The organism is Microvirga sp. BF8 (genome assembly GCF_059888585.1).
In genome coordinates this window covers 3133160-3149323 of the sequence record NZ_CM187619.1, presented here as the reverse complement: position 1 = coordinate 3149323, position 16164 = coordinate 3133160, and the positions used below count along the sequence as shown (strand labels likewise).

The 16164-nt window shown below is 63.3% G+C and carries 16 protein-coding genes; 11 read left to right on the top strand and 5 right to left on the bottom strand.

All coding sequences use genetic code 11. From position 1 onward, the window contains the following. Positions 1-176 precede the first annotated feature (176 nt). Positions 177-1571, bottom strand: coding sequence for a hypothetical protein (locus AC522E_RS14990; RefSeq protein WP_500747058.1), 1395 nt, complete (start codon positions 1569-1571; stop codon positions 177-179). Between the two features lie 210 nt (positions 1572-1781). Continuing rightward, positions 1782-2228: a YybH family protein gene (locus tag AC522E_RS14985; protein ID WP_500747057.1), complete on the bottom strand. Its 447-nt coding sequence runs from the start codon at positions 2226-2228 to the stop codon at positions 1782-1784. Between the two features lie 237 nt (positions 2229-2465). Here AC522E_RS14985 and AC522E_RS14980 point away from each other — a divergent pair, with 237 nt between their 5' ends. Both AC522E_RS14980 and AC522E_RS14975 read left to right on the top strand, forming a co-directional pair. Then, on the top strand, positions 2466-3005 hold the full coding sequence (locus AC522E_RS14980; protein WP_500747056.1) for an SRPBCC family protein: 540 nt from the start codon (positions 2466-2468) through the stop codon (positions 3003-3005). 28 nt (positions 3006-3033) lie between these two features. Beyond that, entirely contained in the window at positions 3034-4236 is a 1203-nt protein-coding gene (locus AC522E_RS14975; protein ID WP_500747055.1) for a multidrug effflux MFS transporter, read from the top strand. Positions 4237-4243: 7 nt separating this feature from the next. Here the strand turns inward: AC522E_RS14975 and ubiA are convergent, their stop codons facing one another. Next, entirely contained in the window at positions 4244-5185 is a 942-nt protein-coding gene (gene ubiA / locus AC522E_RS14970; protein WP_500747054.1) for a 4-hydroxybenzoate octaprenyltransferase, read from the bottom strand. A gap of 13 nt (positions 5186-5198) precedes the next feature. Beyond that, on the bottom strand, positions 5199-5660 hold the full coding sequence (locus AC522E_RS14965; protein ID WP_500747053.1) for a hypothetical protein: 462 nt from the start codon (positions 5658-5660) through the stop codon (positions 5199-5201). A 400-nt stretch (positions 5661-6060) separates the two neighbouring features. On the opposite strand from AC522E_RS14965, the gene AC522E_RS14960 reads away from it, so the two are divergent. The 3 genes from AC522E_RS14960 to AC522E_RS14950 are packed head-to-tail and all read left to right on the top strand — an operon-like array spanning position 6061 to position 10080. Beyond that, a complete protein-coding gene (locus AC522E_RS14960) occupies positions 6061-7218 on the top strand; it encodes an acyl-CoA dehydrogenase family protein (protein ID WP_500747052.1) in 1158 nt (385 codons plus the stop codon). A 23-nt stretch (positions 7219-7241) separates the two neighbouring features. After that, a complete protein-coding gene (locus AC522E_RS14955) occupies positions 7242-8402 on the top strand; it encodes an acyl-CoA dehydrogenase family protein (protein WP_500747051.1) in 1161 nt (386 codons plus the stop codon). 49 nt (positions 8403-8451) lie between these two features. Continuing rightward, positions 8452-10080 carry a cyclohexanecarboxylate-CoA ligase gene (locus AC522E_RS14950; RefSeq protein ID WP_500747050.1) on the top strand — a complete coding sequence of 543 codons (1629 nt, stop codon included), beginning with the start codon at positions 8452-8454 and terminating at the stop codon, positions 10078-10080. A gap of 35 nt (positions 10081-10115) precedes the next feature. Here the strand turns inward: AC522E_RS14950 and AC522E_RS14945 are convergent, their stop codons facing one another. Further along, positions 10116-10607 carry a MarR family winged helix-turn-helix transcriptional regulator gene (locus tag AC522E_RS14945; RefSeq protein WP_500747049.1) on the bottom strand — a complete coding sequence of 164 codons (492 nt, stop codon included), beginning with the start codon at positions 10605-10607 and terminating at the stop codon, positions 10116-10118. Positions 10608-10699: 92 nt separating this feature from the next. Here AC522E_RS14945 and AC522E_RS14940 point away from each other — a divergent pair, with 92 nt between their 5' ends. The 6 genes from AC522E_RS14940 (at position 10700) to AC522E_RS14915 (ending at position 16153) form a co-directional block, all read left to right on the top strand. Continuing rightward, positions 10700-11467 carry a glucose 1-dehydrogenase gene (locus tag AC522E_RS14940; RefSeq protein ID WP_500747048.1) on the top strand — a complete coding sequence of 256 codons (768 nt, stop codon included), beginning with the start codon at positions 10700-10702 and terminating at the stop codon, positions 11465-11467. A gap of 97 nt (positions 11468-11564) precedes the next feature. Then, a complete protein-coding gene (locus AC522E_RS14935; protein ID WP_500747047.1) occupies positions 11565-12794 on the top strand; it encodes an ABC transporter substrate-binding protein in 1230 nt (409 codons plus the stop codon). 72 nt (positions 12795-12866) lie between these two features. Further along, positions 12867-13730, top strand: a complete 864-nt coding sequence (locus AC522E_RS14930; RefSeq protein ID WP_500747046.1) for a branched-chain amino acid ABC transporter permease — start codon at positions 12867-12869, stop codon at positions 13728-13730. Further along, positions 13723-14697 (top strand): branched-chain amino acid ABC transporter permease, encoded by a 975-nt coding sequence (locus tag AC522E_RS14925; protein WP_500747045.1) that lies wholly within the window; start codon positions 13723-13725, stop codon positions 14695-14697. Before AC522E_RS14930 ends, AC522E_RS14925 begins: the two co-directional genes overlap by 8 nt. After that, a complete protein-coding gene (locus tag AC522E_RS14920) occupies positions 14694-15443 on the top strand; it encodes an ABC transporter ATP-binding protein (protein ID WP_500747044.1) in 750 nt (249 codons plus the stop codon). The genes AC522E_RS14925 and AC522E_RS14920 overlap by 4 nt, the downstream gene beginning before the upstream one ends. Beyond that, positions 15443-16153, top strand: a complete 711-nt coding sequence (locus tag AC522E_RS14915; protein ID WP_500747043.1) for an ABC transporter ATP-binding protein — start codon at positions 15443-15445, stop codon at positions 16151-16153. The genes AC522E_RS14920 and AC522E_RS14915 overlap by 1 nt, the downstream gene beginning before the upstream one ends. Positions 16154-16164 lie beyond the last annotated feature (11 nt).

The following is a 16164-nucleotide window of genomic DNA, read 5'->3' as shown; positions in this document are numbered from 1 at the left end:
CGGCGGCCAGTGAGGGATCGAAAGGAATAGCGGAGGAAAACATTACGGCCAAAGATGGGGAGGAGGGGACAGGAATGCCACATGGGCGGCTGGCGCATGTGACGTTTGTCGCACCACCCGTACGATCAGCCCGCAGCGTCGACCGATCATTGCCGAGCTCCCGCCCCGGTCATCGATCAGAGCCGAAAACCGCGGCGCAGGGAATAGGCGCGGGCGAGCAGGGCAACGCCGCCGCCGCTGAACAGGCCGTTCGTAAACCATTGCGGAGAATGCAGCATGTAGCGGAGAAGCTTTTCGCCGATGCGATGTTCCCTGTCCACGAAGAAGAGACTCGCCGCGATCATCGGCACATAGCTGCGATATTCGGGCGTCTCGCTGTCGAGAGGCTTGGTGAAGTCGATCAGGCGCGCCGTATCGCTGCGGCGCGTCATGGCGTTGATGCCGCGAGGCTCCGCCATGACGACGTCTGCATAGGTTCGGGCAATGCCGATCATCTCCTCCTCCGTCACGATCCATCCGTAGCGCGCGAGGGCGAGCGGAAGCTCGGCAGAAACGGTCATCTTCCAGAACCATTCCGATTTCGGGTGCTTCTTGAATTCCGGGTCCTGCTCGTAGGGGGTCGAGATCGCCCCGTCCCGATCCACGACCATGGAGCCACGATAGAAGTTCAGGAGTTTGCGCGCCTTTTCCAGATGACGCGACTCCTTGGTAAAGGCGTGAAGCTCCACCAGCCCGGCGGCGAATGCGTTGATATGGTTGGTCGGGTCGATCGCCTGGGGAATGAACGCATAGCGGTAGCAGCCGGCGTCGAACTTCGGCAGATCGACATAGAACATCTCGTATTCGTCGAAGGACGGCACGAGCTGCTGCGCGAGACCCGCGACGTCCTCGTCGAGCTCGCCGCGCGCCGCCAGGCGATTGGCGAGTTGCAGGATCGGCAGGGCAATGAGTCCGGTCGCGGTGATGTCGGTCCCGCGCATCTTGGGGCCGCCGAAGGAGATCACCGAGCCCCAGGATTTGACCACCCGCTTCTGGTTCTCGTCGACGATGCCGTGCCGGTCGTCGCGCGCCGCCATGACGTTGTGCGAGGCGCCCATCAGAAGGTCGAGAAAGCGTCGCTCGCCGGTTGCTTCGTAAAGCTCGAGCGCCGCCCGCCCCCAGAAAGACCATTGCCAGGAATAGAGCTGACCGCGGTTGTAGAGCGGCGGCAGACTGGGATCGGGATTGTCGGGAGCCGTGAGCCAGCGCAGACCGAAATTCAGGCAGTCGTAGAACACGTCCCGGTGCGGCGTGCAGCTGGTGAAGATGCCGAAAGGGCTCGCATCCGGGAATGCTTCGCGCCGTTCCCCGAAGCTCTCGGGATGCTCGAGCAGCCGCAACGCCTCCTTCTCGGCCACAGGCTCGCCGGAGGAATATCGGCTCCAGATGTTCAGATATCGCTGATAGGCGCTGCCGCTCTGATCGAAGCCGGAAAAGGTGAGGCCGGGCCGGTTCGTCCAGCCGGCAAGAACGACCGGTGCCGCGAGCGGCACGCAGAGCGATCCAAGGACCTGGCGTCGCGTCGGATTCATGCGGCCCCCTGAATGGTGCACGCAGGCCCCCATCTGTGACGCCAATCGGGCGGCGGGGCGCGCATCATCCTGTATCAATGCGAGAGTATAGCCGCTTAAGGCATGAGCCGGCCGCGGTCAAACAGGCCCGTTTGTCGCGTCGCGCGACCGGGGGATGTGACGAAACGGATGAGCGGCATCCTCGCTCCGGAGGCAGTCGGCGCGGACATTCTAAGGCGTGAGATCGAAGAGCGTCTCGCCCGTCTCCATGTTGAAGGGTGCCGAGAAATGCTCGTGGACGATCGCCCATCCGCCGTCGATCCTTCGATAGCCGATGCTGCCACGCATCCAGGAGGCCGTTTCTTCCCCATCATCGTCCACCGTGCCGCAGCGGTTGAGAAAGTACGAGAAGGCGACATCCTGGCCCGCCACGATCACGAGGTCGTGGAGCTCGAAGATCACGGGACCGCGGCTCATGCCAAAGCAGGTCCGCCAGTGCTCCCGATAGGTGTCGCGGCCCTTGAATTGAAGTGGGGTTACGGCATCGAAGGCCAGGATATCGGGCGCATAATGAGCCGCGATTCCGTCGAGGTCACGGGCATGAACGGCAGCCATCCAGGAACCGATGAACTCGCGGATCTCCGATTCAGGGCCTTTTCTGCAAGCATCGGGAACCATCGCTCATTCCTCTTCGATCCGGATTGTAAATGGGAGCCCCGGAGGCGGACCGGTTCACATGGCAGGGGGAGGGCTTTCCCTGTGGGGCCCGTCCGCAAACGCATCTCGGCGCCGCGGCCTTGACAGTTAGGTTGATATCAACATAACTAGCCGATGTCAAAGCACGACGCCGTTCCGTCACCCGCGCGGTCCGCGATGCCTGCCAAGGACGAATCACCCAAGGGCCCAGAGGGAACCATGCTCAAGATCATCGCCATCGTCGCTGTTGCCGTGATTGCGGCCGTTCTCGTCGTCGCGGCCATGCGGCCGGATACGTTCCGTGTTCAGCGTACGGCGAGCATCAACGCGCCACCTGAAAAGATTTACGCGCTCATCAACGACTTCCGGAAATGGGAAACGTGGTCGCCCTATGAGAAAAAGGATCCGGCGATGACGAGAAAGATGACCGGCGCGGAGAGCGGGAAGGGAGCCGTCTACCAATGGGAAGGAAATGGCAATGTGGGCGCCGGACGCATGGAAATCGCCGAAGCCTCGCCGCCATCGCAGATCACGATCAAGCTCGATTTCATCAAGCCGCTCGAGGGTCACAACATCGCCGAGTTCATCCTGGACCCGAAGGGCGACACGACGAACGTCACATGGGCGATGCATGGTCCAAGCCCCTTCATCGGAAAACTGATTGGGCTCTTCATCAGCATGGATACCATGATCGGCAAGGATTTCGAGGCCGGCCTCGCCAATCTCAAGTCGGTTGCCGAAAGCCGATCATCAACCTGATATCATCCCAGATCCGAAAGACGTTGCGATGAGTTCACGTTACGCCAGAACCGCCGTTGTGCTCGGCCTGCTGTCGGCCATCGGGCCGTTCGCGATCGACATGTATATTCCCGCCCTGCCGACGATCGCGTCCGATCTTCAGGCTTCGACGGCGGCGACTCAGATGACTCTTATGGTCTTTTTCGTCGCCCTCGGGATCTGCCAGATCGCCTATGGGCCGATCTCGGACATGGTCGGCCGCAAGCGCCCGCTCTATGTCGGCCTGGTCTTCTTCACGATCGGATCCGTCGGTTGCGTCATGGCGCGCAGCATCGAGTGGCTGATCTTCTTCCGCTTCGTGCAGGGGATCGGCGCGGCATCCGTCATGGTCGTTCCGCGCGCGATCATCCGCGATCTCCACACCGGCATCGAAGCGACACGGCTGATGTCCCTCGTGATGCTGGTGATCAGCGTGTCGCCCATTCTCGCGCCGCTCGCAGGCAGCGCGCTCATCGTGCCGTTCGGCTGGCGCGCGGTCTTCGTCGCCGTGACGGTGGCGGCCGTGGTGAGCTTCATTCTGCTCGTTTTCTCTCTCCCGGAGACGCGCCCGCCGGAGGACCGCATCAAGGTGAGCAGCGGCGAGGTGCTCGGCGGCTTCGGTCAGCTCTTCAGGGATCGCCATTTCCTCGGCCTCACCTTCATCGGTGGGCTAGGCATGTCGAGTTTCTTCGCGTTTCTCGCGAGTTCGTCCTTCATCTATATCGGCCATTACGGCCTGACCCCGACGCAGTACAGCATCGCATTCTCGGTGAATGCGGTCGGCTTCATCGGTGCGTCGCAGCTGACCGCCGCCCTGGGCTCCCGGTTCGGCATGGCGCAGGTGGTCACCGTTGCCGTATCGCTCTACGCCTTCTTCGCGCTCGCCCTCTTCGCCCTCACGGCGGCGGGGGTCGATTCTCTCGCAGTGCTGGTCGTGCTGCTGTTCCTGTCGTTCGCCTTCCTGGGGCTGGTCATTCCCTCGACCATGGTGCTTGCCCTGGAGGACCATGGTCCGATCGCGGGCATCGCCTCCGCCCTCGGCGGCACCCTTCAGATGGTCGCCGGTGGGATCATGATCGTGATCGTCAGCCTGATGTTCGACGGCACCGCCCTGCCGATGGTGGGAGTGATCGCCCTATGCGCGATCGGAGCGCTCGTGCTCAGTCTCCTGACCCTGAGACGGCGGGAACCGGCTCCGCAGCCGGCCGAATAAGACGTTCCTAGAGAGTGCGCAGAACGCATTCCAGCGTCATGGCCGCGAACAGGATCAGGCCTGCATCCCGGTTGGAGCGGAACAGGCGCAGGGCCCCCGCTCCGTCGCTGCGGTCGATCCGCGCGACTTGCCAGGCCAGGTGAATGGCGAAAAGCCCGAGTCCGGCCAAGGCAACGGCGCCGGCTCCCGCGAGGGCGAAGGCGGGAACCAGGAAGGCGATCGTGAGCGCGTAGCAGATGGCGACCCCGAGCCTGACCCTGTCGCCGAAGAACCGGGCAGACGATTTGATTCCCGCGATCTCGTCGTCCTCGATGTCCTGGAGGGCATAGATGGTGTCGTAACCCACGACCCAGGCGATGCTGCCGGCATAAAGCAGCAGGGCAGGAAGGCCCAGGGAGCCGAAGGCCGCTGCCCAGCCCATCAGCGCACCCCACGCGAAGGCGAGGCCGAGGACGATCTGCGGCATCCAGAAGAACCGCTTCATGAACGGATAGAGCGCCACAATGCCGAGCGAGGCAAAGCCCGTGGCGATGGCGAAGCCGTTGAACTGAAGAAGAACCGTGAGCCCGACCAGACCCTGGAGCGCCAGGAAGGCGAGAGCGCCCTTCAGGCTGACCTGCCCGGAGGGGAGGGGCCGCTCGCGGGTGCGCTCCACCCGGGTGTCGAGATCCCGGTCGACGATATCGTTATAGGTGCAGCCCGCCCCTCGCATGGCGATGGCGCCAATCAGGAAAAGCGCGCAATGAGCCGGATTCGGCCAGGAGAGCCCGGCGGCCATGGCGGCGAGGGCCGCAGACCACCAGCAGGGCAGGAGCAGGAGCCACCATCCGATCGGCCGCTCGATTCGAGCCAGGCGCAGGTAGGGACGGAGGGCTGGCGGCGCGAACCGGTCGGCCCAGTGGCCGCGCACAGCATCGGGGAGAGCGGACGCGGCAGGGCGCTCGAGCACGGGCGCGGACCGGCTAGAGGGCGCCTTTCGGCATCGTGTAGGTGCCTGTCAGGCCGCCGCCGCCGAGCAGTCCGCCGCCCTGCTGAGCCTTCTTGGCCTGCTTTTCCATCTCGGCCATCTTCGCCGCCGCGGCGCAGGCCTTGCCCTTCATGTCGACGGCGCGCTTGTGGTCTTCCTCGAAGCTCTGGGCGAACTGGTCCGGAACCTGACACCAGGTCTTGTTGGATTCCAGCCACTTGAGGCCGACGCTTCCGTTGGAAACGAGCTTGGTGAAGATCCCGCAGGCGGCGCGGGGATCGATCTGCTTCTTCTTTCCGTTGCCGCCGAGCTTGTTGATCTGCTGGATCAGGTTCTGGCGTTCGGAGAGGAATTTCTGCGCATCTCCGCAGCCGCTCGCCTGCGCGAAGGCAGGAGCAGCCATGAAGACGCCTGCGACGGCAATGGCGGCAGCAAGTTGCGAACGGATAGGCAGCATCGAAACATTCCCTGAATCTGGAGGCCCGCGTCGGATCGTAGGCCGATGCCCTGTTAGCAGATTACATGCCCTAAGGCCAAGCGACGATTGGCCTCCCTATACCGCCGTATGCGCTGGCACACCAATCCAGGCGCTCCCTCCTGGCCCGGTCGGGCGCTTCGCCGCCGGCCCGCCACTGTTTCGAAGGCCAGAAGCAAAAGGGCGGCTTGTGGCGGTCGGCATTCCAAAAGCCCCCCAGATTCAATGCGACCGTGGCGGCAACGGGACCCTGTCTGCGTCCGGGCCCACTCCTTCTCCCGACGGCCTCCACGATCGCCACGGCACTGCCCTTCTGCTCGATTTATATCAATGCATTGACATTAAATCAAAGGGCGATAATCTTCGCCCGGGAGAAACAGCAATGCCTTTAGATAAGCCGCTCCTTCAGGCTCTTACTTCGTCAGTCCGCCGCTTTGTGGACGAAAGGCTGATACCCGAGGAAGCAAGGGTCTCGAAGACCGATACCATTCCCCAGGGGCTCGTCGACGGCATGCGCGAACTCGGCCTCTTCGGCCTCTCCGTGCCCGAGGAATACGGCGGGCTCGGGCTGTCCCTGGAGGAGGAGGTCTCGGTAATGCTCGAGCTCGGGCGGGCCTCGCCCGCCTTCCGCTCCCTGATCGCCACCAATGTGGGCATCGGATCACAGGGCATCGTCATCGATGGGACCGAGGAGCAGAAGCAGCGCTATCTGCCATCCATCGCATCCGGCGAGACCATTGCATCCTTTGCCCTGACGGAGCCCGAGGCCGGATCCGATGCCGCATCCGTGCGCACCACTGCCAGGCGCGAGGGGGATGTCTACGTCCTGAAGGGCACGAAGCGCTTCATCACCAATGCGCCCCGCGCCGGTCTCTTCACCGTGATGGCGCGAACGGATCCGTCGAAGCCGGGAGCCTCCGGGGTTTCGGCCTTCATCGTCGAAGCCGGCAGCCCGGGCCTCTCCATCGGCAAGCCCGAGCACAAGATGGGTCAGCAGGGCTCGCACGTGGCCGACGTCATCTTCGATGACTGCCCCGTGCCGGCGGCGAATCTGATCGGCGGAGTCGAGGGGCAGGGCTTCCGCACCGCCATGAAGGTTCTCGATCGGGGTCGTCTTGGCATCGCGGCGGCCTGCGTCGGATTCGCGGAGCGCATCATCGACGAGATGGTGGCCTACGCCGCCAGCCGCCGGCAGTTCGGCTCGCCGATCGCCGAATTCCAGCTCGTGCAGGCGATGATCGCCGATTCCCGCACCGAGGCCTATGCCGCCCGATGCATGGTGCTGGAGACGGCTCGGTCCAGGGATGCAGGCGCGGATATCGGAACAGAGGCCTCCTGCTGCAAGCTGTTCGCCTCGGAGATGGTTGGCAGGGTCGCCGACCGGAACGTCCAGATTCATGGCGGGTCCGGCTACGTCTCCGACTATCCCGCGGAACGTCATTACAGGGACGCTCGTCTCTACCGGATCTATGAAGGCACATCGGAAATCCAGCGCCTGAAGATCGGGCGTGACACCGTGCGCGCCGCAAATGTGAGCTGACAAGGATGAATGTCTCCCGACCCATGGATAGCGCGTCGCTCTTCGGCTTGACCTCGGAACAAAGGAGTTTTCGCGAAACGGCGCTCCGTTTCGCACAGAACGTGCTCGCACCCGCCTCGCGGCGCATCGAGGCCGAGGGGCGCGTCCCGCTGCCGCTGCGCAGGCAGATGGGTGAACTCGGGCTGATCGGCGTCGAGATGCCGGCCGAATACGGTGGCCTGGGAGTCGATCATGTCACGAGCGGCATTGTGATCGAGAGCATCGCGGAGGGCGACTTCAATGTCGCCTACATTCAGCTTCTTGCATCCCTGTGCGGCACCATCGTCGCTCGCCATGCGTCCCCCGAGCTTGCCGCGGAAGTGCTGCCCGCCGTCTGCAGTGGCGAGAAGCTGATTGCGCTGGCTCTTACCGAGCCGCAGGGCGGGTCCGATGCGGCATCGCTGCGCCTGAAGGCGGCGCGCGATGGCGATTTCTATGTTCTCGACGGGGAGAAGACGTCGATCTCCATGGCGGACCAATCGGAATATGCGGTGGTCTTTGCCCGCACCGGCACGGAAGCGGAGCGGGCCTACGGAGTTTCGGCCTTCCTCGTCGACCTCGATGCGCCGGGCATCAGCCGCACGCGGTTCAACGACCTCGGAGAGCACGCCATCGGGCGAGGCTCGATCTTCTTCGATGGCGTGCGCGTTCCGACGTCGCGCCTCCTTGGCGCGGAGGGCAAGGGTTTCGTGCAGGTCATGCAGGGCTTCGATTTCAGCCGCGCGCTCATCGGCCTGCAATGCCTCGCCGTCGCCCGGGTGTCCCTGGCAGAGACCTGGAAGTACGTGTCCGAGCGCAAGACCTTCGGCAAGCCGTTGTCCGACAACCAGGGGGTCACCTTCCCTCTCGCGGAATGCGAGACCCATGTGGAAGCGGCGCGCCTTCTCTGCTATCGCACCCTGGCGGCCAAGGATGCCGGTGTTGCACATACTCGCGAGGCCGCCATGTGCAAGTGGTGGGCGCCTCAGCTCGCATTCGAGGTGGTGCACAAATGCCTGCTGATGCACGGGCATGCAGGCTACAGCACCGAACTGCCTTTCGAGCAGCGCCTGCGGGACGTCCTCGGCCTGCAGATCGGCGACGGCACGGCCCAGATCATGAAGCTCATCATTGCCCGCGAGACGCTGAAATCGCTCACGGCCTGAACAGAAAACGGGCGCGACAGACGCCCGATCCATGGCGAGGAGGAAACGCATGAAACTGGAACTGGACTCTCTGCCCCGACGCCGGGCCGCGATGCGGGAAAGCGGTCATTGGCGCGACCACACGCTCCTGGATCATCTCGCCCGCGCCGTCGCCCAGATGCCCGGCAAGACCGCCGTGGTGTCGGCGCAATCCGAGCACGGACGGGAGCATCGCCTCACCTACGGGGAACTGGACCGTCTCTCGGATCTGGTTGCGCTCAGCCTCGAGGAGCGCGGCGTGGAATCCGGAGACGTGGTGTCGTTCCAGCTGCCGAACTGGTGGGAATTCACCGTCCTGCACCTCGCCTGCCTCAAGCTCGGGGCGATCAGCAATCCCCTGATGGTGATCTTCCGTGAGCGGGAGTTGACGTTCATGCTCGGCTTGGCCGAGACGAAGGTGCTCGTCGTACCGGCGAAGTTTCGGGGCTTCGATTACGCTGCCATGGCGGCAAGCGTCCAGGCACAGCTGCCGACGCTGCAGCACGTCTTCGTTGTCGATGGGGAGAACGAGAAGTCCTTCGAAATGCTGCTGAAGCCGAGAGCCGGAGAGGAGGGGCGCCAGCGCCTCCGGGAACGCAAGCTCTCGCCCGACGACGTGATCCAGCTCCTCTATACCAGCGGCACGACCGGTGAGCCGAAGGGCGTGATGCATACGTCCAACACGATGCTGTCCAACCTGGTGCCTTTTGCCGAGCGGCTTCACCTCGGAGGAAACGACGTCATTCACATGCCGTCGCCGATGGCTCACCAGCTCGGCTTCATGTACGGGCTCGTGCTGCCGGTGATGCTGGGCGCGACCGCCGTGCTCCAGGATGTGTTCGTCGCTCAGACCATGGCGGAACAGATCACGCGGGAAGGGGCGACCTTCACCATGGGAGCGACGCCCTTCCTCAATGATCTCACGGACTTTGTAGAGCGCACGGGCACCGCCACTCCGACCTTGCGTGTCTTCGTTTCCGCAGGCGCGCCCATTCCGCGGGCGCTCGTCACCAAGGCGCGTCAGGCTCTCGGCGCCGCCATCATCTCCGCCTGGGGAATGTCGGAGAACGGCGCCGTCACCACCACGCGGCCGGAAGATCCGGAGGAGAAGACCACGACCACGGACGGCAAGGCGCTGCCGGGCATGGAGGTACGCGTCGTCGATGCCAACGGAAAAATCCTGCCCAGCGGCGAGGAGGGGCAGCTTCAGGTGCGAGGATGCTCCAATTTCGTCGGCTACCTGAAGCGTCCGGAACTCGACAACACCGATGCGGAAGGCTGGTTCGACACCGGTGACATCGCGCGTATGGACGATGATGGATATATCCGCATCGCCGGCCGGTCGAAGGACATTATCATCCGCGGTGGTGAGAACATTCCCGTCGTCGAAATCGAGGGCATTCTCTTCAAGCATCCGAAGATTTCGGGCGTCGCCATCGTGGGCTATCCCGACGAACGCCTTGGCGAACGGGCCTGCGCCTATGTTACCCTGAGGGAGGGTGCGACCCTGGCCTTTGAGGAAATGACCTCCTACCTCAAGGAGCAGAAGATGGCGATCCAGTACATCCCGGAGCGGCTCGAAATCGTGGCCGAACTGCCGCGAACGCCGAGTGGGAAGATCCAGAAGTTCAAGCTCCGCGAGGCCGCGAAAGACTCCTGACGGTCAGAGCGCTGCGCAGCGAGGCTGCGCGGCGCCTACACGGAGCTCAGCCTGTCCTTCATGCGATCGAGCAGGCGATAGAGCAGAACCTGGTCCTCCAGGCTGAAACCATCGAGCGCGGCCTCATAGAATGCCCTGATGGAGTTCAGCATCTGGGCCCAGACCTTTTCGCCCTTGGCGGTCAGCCTGATGAGCCGGCTGCGCCCGTCCTCCGGATCCTTCACCCGTTCCACCCAGCCCCTCGCTTCAAGCCGGTCGAGCACCGCCGTGAGATTCTGGCGGCTGAGAAGCAGGAACTCGATCAGGTCCTTGACCGACATTCCTTGAACGCGCACCCGGGGCCGCGCGAGAGCGCCGAGCACCGCCCATTGCTGCGTGGTGCTGCCGTAATCCGCCATGTAGCGCGTGCCGTTCTTATGCATCAGGTTGGAGCACTGATACAGACGGAAGAACAGGCGATTGGCGACCTCGAACCCGGGATCGTGAGGGTGCCCGGCGGTGGCGGCGTTGGGTTTGGTCGTGCTCATGAGGATGCCCTGTCAAAATACATCAACGTCTTGCCATAAATCGCAATGTATCATACTGTTGTTATAAATCGACATAGCCAGTGGATGTTACGGTGCGCGATTTTCAGGAAAAGACAATTATCATCACAGGTGGCGGAGGGGGAATAGGCTCGGCCACGTCGCGCCACTTCGCCTCTCGCGGCGGCCTCGTCGCCGTCTACGACCGCGATCTGAATGCCGCCGAGAGAACGGTTGCGGCCATCAAGGCCGATGGCGGCACCGCCCAGGCCTTTGGGTGCGACATCACGGACCGGAAGCAGATCGAGCAGGCGCTCGCCGATACCGAGAAAGCGCTCGGGCCGGTCTCCGTGCTCGTCAACAACGCGGGCTGGGACATCTTCCGCCCTTTCCTTCAGACCTCGCCCGAGGAGTGGGAGAAGCTCATCTCCATCAACCTTGTAGGGGCGCTGCACATGCATCATGTCGTGCTGCCGCGCATGGTCGAGCGCAAGTACGGCAGGGTGGTCAACATCGCCTCCGATGCGGCGCGGGTCGGATCGACCGGCGAGGCGGTCTATGCCGCCTGCAAGGGCGCGCTCGTCGCCCTGTCGAAGACCTTGGCTCGCGAGCACGCGCGCGACGGCATCACGTTCAACGTGGTCTGTCCGGGGCCGACCGATACCAATCTCTTCGCGGACTACGCAAAGGGTGCCGGCAATCCCGACAAGCTCATGGAGGCGTTCCGACGCTCCATCCCGCTCGGACGCATCGGTACGCCGGATGATCTGCCCGGCGCCATCGCGTTCTTTGCAAGTGATCAGGCCGGGTTCGTGACCGGCCAGGTTCTCAGCGTCTCCGGAGGCCTGACCATGTCCGGGTGACATCGGTCTGCGAAGCCTCTGCAGCAAAAGCGGCAAAGACCGCTGGCAAACAAAAACGAAGAGGTGGTTGGAAGTCGCTTCCAAGGGAGGAAGACCTATGAAGCAAATTTTGAGGAAAACGCACATCGTCGCGGCCGCGGCGGTGATGACGATGAGTACGTGGGCGATGAGCAGTGCGGCCGAGGCCGCCGACCCGATCAAGATCGGCATCGTGGCCGACCTGTCGGGGCCCTGCGGCCCCCTGACGGATTCCGAGGTGAAGGCGATCAAGCTCGCCGTCGAGGAGGTCAACAAGGGGGGTGGCGTGCTCGGGCGTCCCTACGAGCTTGTGATCCGCGACTCGAAGACGAAACCAGACGAAGGCGCGAAGGTCGCCCGCGATCTCGTTGTCTCCGACAAGGTCGATATCCTGACGGGCGTGTGCTCCAGTGCGGTGGTTCTCGCCGTGTCGCCGGTGGCGAAGGAATATAAGATTCCTTTCTACACCACCATTGGCGCGACGCAGCGTCCGAACTACGAGCTCTGGCATCCCTACTACGTGCAGCTCCAGGCCAACGCGCTGATGGAAGCGCTTGCCGCCGCTGAGTATGCGGCGACCCAGCCATGGAAAAAAATCGTCACCATCGGCCTCGACTATGAATGGGGCCATATGACGGTGGAGCAGTTCGAAAAGCGTCTCAAGGCCCTCAAGCCGGATGCGCAGATCGTGAAGACGCTCTGGCCCAAGCTCGGCGAAACCAACATGACGTCGTACATCACGGCCGCTCTGGCCGAGAAGCCCGACATGGTATTCGCGGTCACCTTCGGCGGCGCGACCAACAACCTGATCAAGCAGGGTAAGAGCTACGGATTGCTGCAGCAGACCAAGCTGTTCGCCTTCCTTCCGGTCGACACCCTGAAGGCGCTCGGCAACGATCTGCCGGACGGAGTCCACGGATTTGCCCGCGCTCCGCTGTTCGCTCTGAACAATGCGAAGGCCAAGGCGTTCGGCGAGGCCTACCGCGCCGCCTACAACGACTATCCGGACGATTGGGCCGTCATGGGCTACGAGGGCATTCAGTTCCTTACCGCAGCCATCAAGGAAGCGGGCTCGGTCGATGCGGAAAAGGTCATGGCTGCCATGACGTCGATCCGCATGGACGCCATGCGCGGCGAACTCGCGGTTCGCAAGCTCGACGGCAATGCCTATGCGCCCACCTTCGTCGGAGTCACCAAGAAGACGGCCGATTTTCCGTTCCCGGTCCTTGTCGACATCAAGCGTGTCGAGGGTGCGAAAGTCATGCCGACGCCCGAGGAGGTCGAGGCCATGCGCAAGGCCAGCAACTAGGCAGGCAGCCGACCTGACATTGGTTTGCTGCGGCAGGCGGACGGCGCCTGCCGCAGCAGCGGGGACACCATCATGATGCTCGTTCAAATCGCGAATGGCCTGATGGAGGGCATGATGCTCTTCCTCATCGCCTCGGGTCTGACCCTGATCTTCGGCGTATCGCGGATCGTCAACTTCGCGCATGGTTCCTTCTACATGCTCGGGGCATTCCTGACCTACCAGCTTATTCCGCTCCTGACCGGACTGGGCGAGCTCAACTTTTTCGTGTCCGTGTTCATCGCGGCACTCGGGGTCGCGGTCATCGGCATGATCTTCGAGATCGTGATCCTGCGGCGCGTCTATCACGGCGACGAGCTTCTCCAACTCATCATCACGGTAGCGCTGGTGCTCATCATCCGTGACGCGGTTCGCACTATCTGGGGCATCAACGATCTCACGACACCTTTGCCGGATTCCATGAGCAGAGCGGTCGAGATCGCCGGACAGTACTTCCCGGTCTATCTCGTTGTCGTCTTTCTCGTCGGCGCGGCCGTGGCCGCCGCCATGATGACGATCATCCGCTATACGCGCGCCGGCATACTTCTGCGGGCTGCCACCGATGACCGTGGCATGGTCGCGCTTCTGGGCATCGATCAGGCCCGTATCTTTACCGGGGTGTTTGCCGCCGGCTGCTTCCTCGCGGGCCTCGCCGGAGGCTTGGCGGCGCCATTCGGCAACATCAATTCGCTGCTCGACACCACCGTGATCGTGACCGCCTTCATCGTCGTGGTCATCGGCGGCCTCGGAAACCTGAAAGGCGCCCTCGTGAGCGCGCTCGCCATCGGCGTTCTCAAGGCCGTCGGCCTTCTGTGGTTCCCCCGGCTCTCCATGGTGATGATCTTCGTCGTGATGGCTGTCGTTCTCATCTTCCGCTCATCCGGACGTGCCCATGCCTAGTCTCTCCACCTCCGCCTCCACCGGCTCGACCTTCCGCCAAGCCGGCATCGTGGCTCTCCTGAGTGCCGTCCTCGGGCTGGCCGTGATCCTTTTCTTCCTGCCGACGGGACTGGTCTTCGCTGCCACCGAGATCATGATCTGGGTGCTGTTCGCGGCAAGCCTCAATCTCTTGATTTCCTACGGGGGGATGGTCTCGTTCGGCCATGCGGCCTATTTCGGCCTGGGCGCCTATGGTCTCGCCCTCTCGGTGGTCCGCTTCGGGTTGCCGCTCTGGATAGCCATGGCCGCGGGTCCTCTCGTGGCGGCCCTCGCGGCAGCCGTCTTCGGTGCCCTGTGCGTGCGGCTTACGCGGATCTATTTCTCCATGCTGACGCTCGCCTGCGCGGAGATCACCTTCGCGGTGATCTTCCAATGGTACGATTTCACCGGCGGTGATACGGGCCTCGCGAGCTTCACACCGACCCGCCTCGGGTTCGACGCGCCCCAGTATGGGCTGATCGTTCTCGCGGTCGTGACGCTGTGCCTGACACTTCTATGGCGCATCGTCCGCTCGCCCTTCGGCATCGCGCTCAGGGCCGTGGGCGAGGACCCGCGCCGCGCGGCGGCGAGCGGCTTCGATCCGCGCATGACCCTTTGGGTCACCTTCGTCATGAGCGGCTTCTTCGCAGGTATCGCCGGAACCTTGTTCGCGCTGTTCCACGGCAATGTGTTTCCGGATTACGCGGGGCTCGGCTTCTCTCTCGACGTGCTCGTCATGGTCGTGATCGGCGGGCTGCACAGCTTCGCAGGTGGGATCTACGGCGCGATCATCTATAAGCTCCTCGATACCGTAGTGAGCCATCACTTCACCCACTGGCAGCTCGTCATCGGTCTCGTCCTCGCCGCCGTGATCGTTTTCTCTCCGGCTGGCGCGGCGGGTTTCGTCTCGCGGCTCTGGCCCGCCGACAGAAGAGGGAGAAGGTCATGACGAGCATTCTCGAACTCGTGGGGGTGAGCAAGAGCTTCGGCGGGTTCCGCGCGCTCACCGATGTCAGTTTCTCGGTCGTGGCCGGAGAATCCCATGCGCTCATCGGCCCCAACGGAGCGGGCAAGTCCACTCTCGTCAATGTGTTGTGCGGCCAGATCGAGGCGGACAGGGGCAAGGTTCTGTTCGAGAGCAACGACATCTCCGGGCTTGCAGCCCACCAGATCGCCCGCAGGGGCGTCGGCCGCACCTTTCAGGTCAGCCGAACCTATCGCCACATGAGCGTGTACGAGAACATGCTGAGCGCCTTCATCGGAAGCGGCGCCGGGCGCTTCAGCATGAGCCGTGCCCTCTTCGATCAATACCGCGACCGTGCGACAGCGGCGCTGCGCTCCGTCGGTCTCGAATCCTACAGCGATCTGTCCGTCGAGAAGCTTGCGCCGGGCGATCGCAAGCGGCTCGAGTTCGGCATGGCCTTGGCGGGCAGTCCGAAGCTTCTCGTTCTGGATGAGCCCACGGCGGGAATGGGTCTCAGCGAGCGGCAGGACCTCATGAGGATGGTGACGCGGGTCGTAAAGGAGCGCAGCGTGGCGCTGCTCTTCGTCGAGCATGACATCGACATCGTGTTCACGCTGGCGGACCGCATCACGGTTCTGGCGCAGGGCAAGGTCCTGGCCGCGGGGCGGCCGCAGGAGATCGCCGCCAATGAGCAGGTGCAGGAAGTCTATCTGGGCAGGAGCCTTCACTGATGCTCATTCTCGAAGGGGTCCATGCGGGCTACGACCAGGGAAATGTGCTTCATGGCATCTCCCTCGAGATCCGGCAGGGTGAGGTGGTTTGCCTCATCGGCCGCAACGGCATCGGCAAGTCGAGCACGATGCGCTCCGTCGTGCAGGACCAGATCAAGGTGCACAGAGGCAGCATCCGCTTTTTGGAGCAGGAACTTACGGGCCGCAGGCCGCACGAGATCGTCCGTCTCGGAATCGGCTATGTTCCCGAGGACCGGCGGGTTTTCTCCAGCCTGACGGTGGCGGAGAACCTCGCGACGCCCAGGCACCGTGCCGCGCCTGCGGGCTTGCTGGAGTGGAATCTCGATCGGGTCTTCGGGTTGTTCCCCAAGCTCGAGGTCCTGATGTCGCGCCAGGCGGGTGTGCTCTCCGGCGGCGAGCAGCAGATGCTGAGTATCGCGCGGGCGCTGATGACGCAGCCGCGCCTGCTTCTCCTGGACGAACCGCACGAGGGCCTCGCTCCGATCATCTCGGAGCAGGTGATCGATGCCATTAATGTACTGAAAAAGGAAGGTGTCGCGATGCTCGTGTCCGAGCAACAGATTCGGCTGATCGAGAACTGCGCCGACCGGGTCTATGTGCTGGATCGGGGCGCCATCGCTTTCTCGGGCTCTGCACAGGAATTCCTGAAGGATCCGGAGATTGCGCGGCGCCACCTGATGATCGGTTAAGAAGGGGAGCT

What these genes read in the sequence shown, in the direction of transcription:
- AC522E_RS14950 (WP_500747050.1), top strand. Translation starts at nt 8,452, where the DNA reads ATGAAACTGGAACTGGACTCTCTGCCCCGACGCCGGGCCGCGATGCGG.
- AC522E_RS14925 (WP_500747045.1), top strand. Translation starts at nt 13,723, where the DNA reads ATGCCTAGTCTCTCCACCTCCGCCTCCACCGGCTCGACCTTCCGCCAA.
- AC522E_RS14985 (WP_500747057.1), bottom strand. Translation starts at nt 2,228, where the DNA reads ATGGTTCCCGATGCTTGCAGAAAAGGCCCTGAATCGGAGATCCGCGAG.
- AC522E_RS14980 (WP_500747056.1), top strand. Translation starts at nt 2,466, where the DNA reads ATGCTCAAGATCATCGCCATCGTCGCTGTTGCCGTGATTGCGGCCGTT.
- AC522E_RS14920 (WP_500747044.1), top strand. Translation starts at nt 14,694, where the DNA reads ATGACGAGCATTCTCGAACTCGTGGGGGTGAGCAAGAGCTTCGGCGGG.
- AC522E_RS14990 (WP_500747058.1), bottom strand. Translation starts at nt 1,571, where the DNA reads ATGAATCCGACGCGACGCCAGGTCCTTGGATCGCTCTGCGTGCCGCTC.
- AC522E_RS14930 (WP_500747046.1), top strand. Translation starts at nt 12,867, where the DNA reads ATGATGCTCGTTCAAATCGCGAATGGCCTGATGGAGGGCATGATGCTC.
- AC522E_RS14945 (WP_500747049.1), bottom strand. Translation starts at nt 10,607, where the DNA reads ATGAGCACGACCAAACCCAACGCCGCCACCGCCGGGCACCCTCACGAT.
- AC522E_RS14965 (WP_500747053.1), bottom strand. Translation starts at nt 5,660, where the DNA reads ATGCTGCCTATCCGTTCGCAACTTGCTGCCGCCATTGCCGTCGCAGGC.
- AC522E_RS14955 (WP_500747051.1), top strand. Translation starts at nt 7,242, where the DNA reads ATGGATAGCGCGTCGCTCTTCGGCTTGACCTCGGAACAAAGGAGTTTT.
- AC522E_RS14935 (WP_500747047.1), top strand. Translation starts at nt 11,565, where the DNA reads ATGAAGCAAATTTTGAGGAAAACGCACATCGTCGCGGCCGCGGCGGTG.
- AC522E_RS14915 (WP_500747043.1), top strand. Translation starts at nt 15,443, where the DNA reads ATGCTCATTCTCGAAGGGGTCCATGCGGGCTACGACCAGGGAAATGTG.
- AC522E_RS14975 (WP_500747055.1), top strand. Translation starts at nt 3,034, where the DNA reads ATGAGTTCACGTTACGCCAGAACCGCCGTTGTGCTCGGCCTGCTGTCG.
- AC522E_RS14960 (WP_500747052.1), top strand. Translation starts at nt 6,061, where the DNA reads ATGCCTTTAGATAAGCCGCTCCTTCAGGCTCTTACTTCGTCAGTCCGC.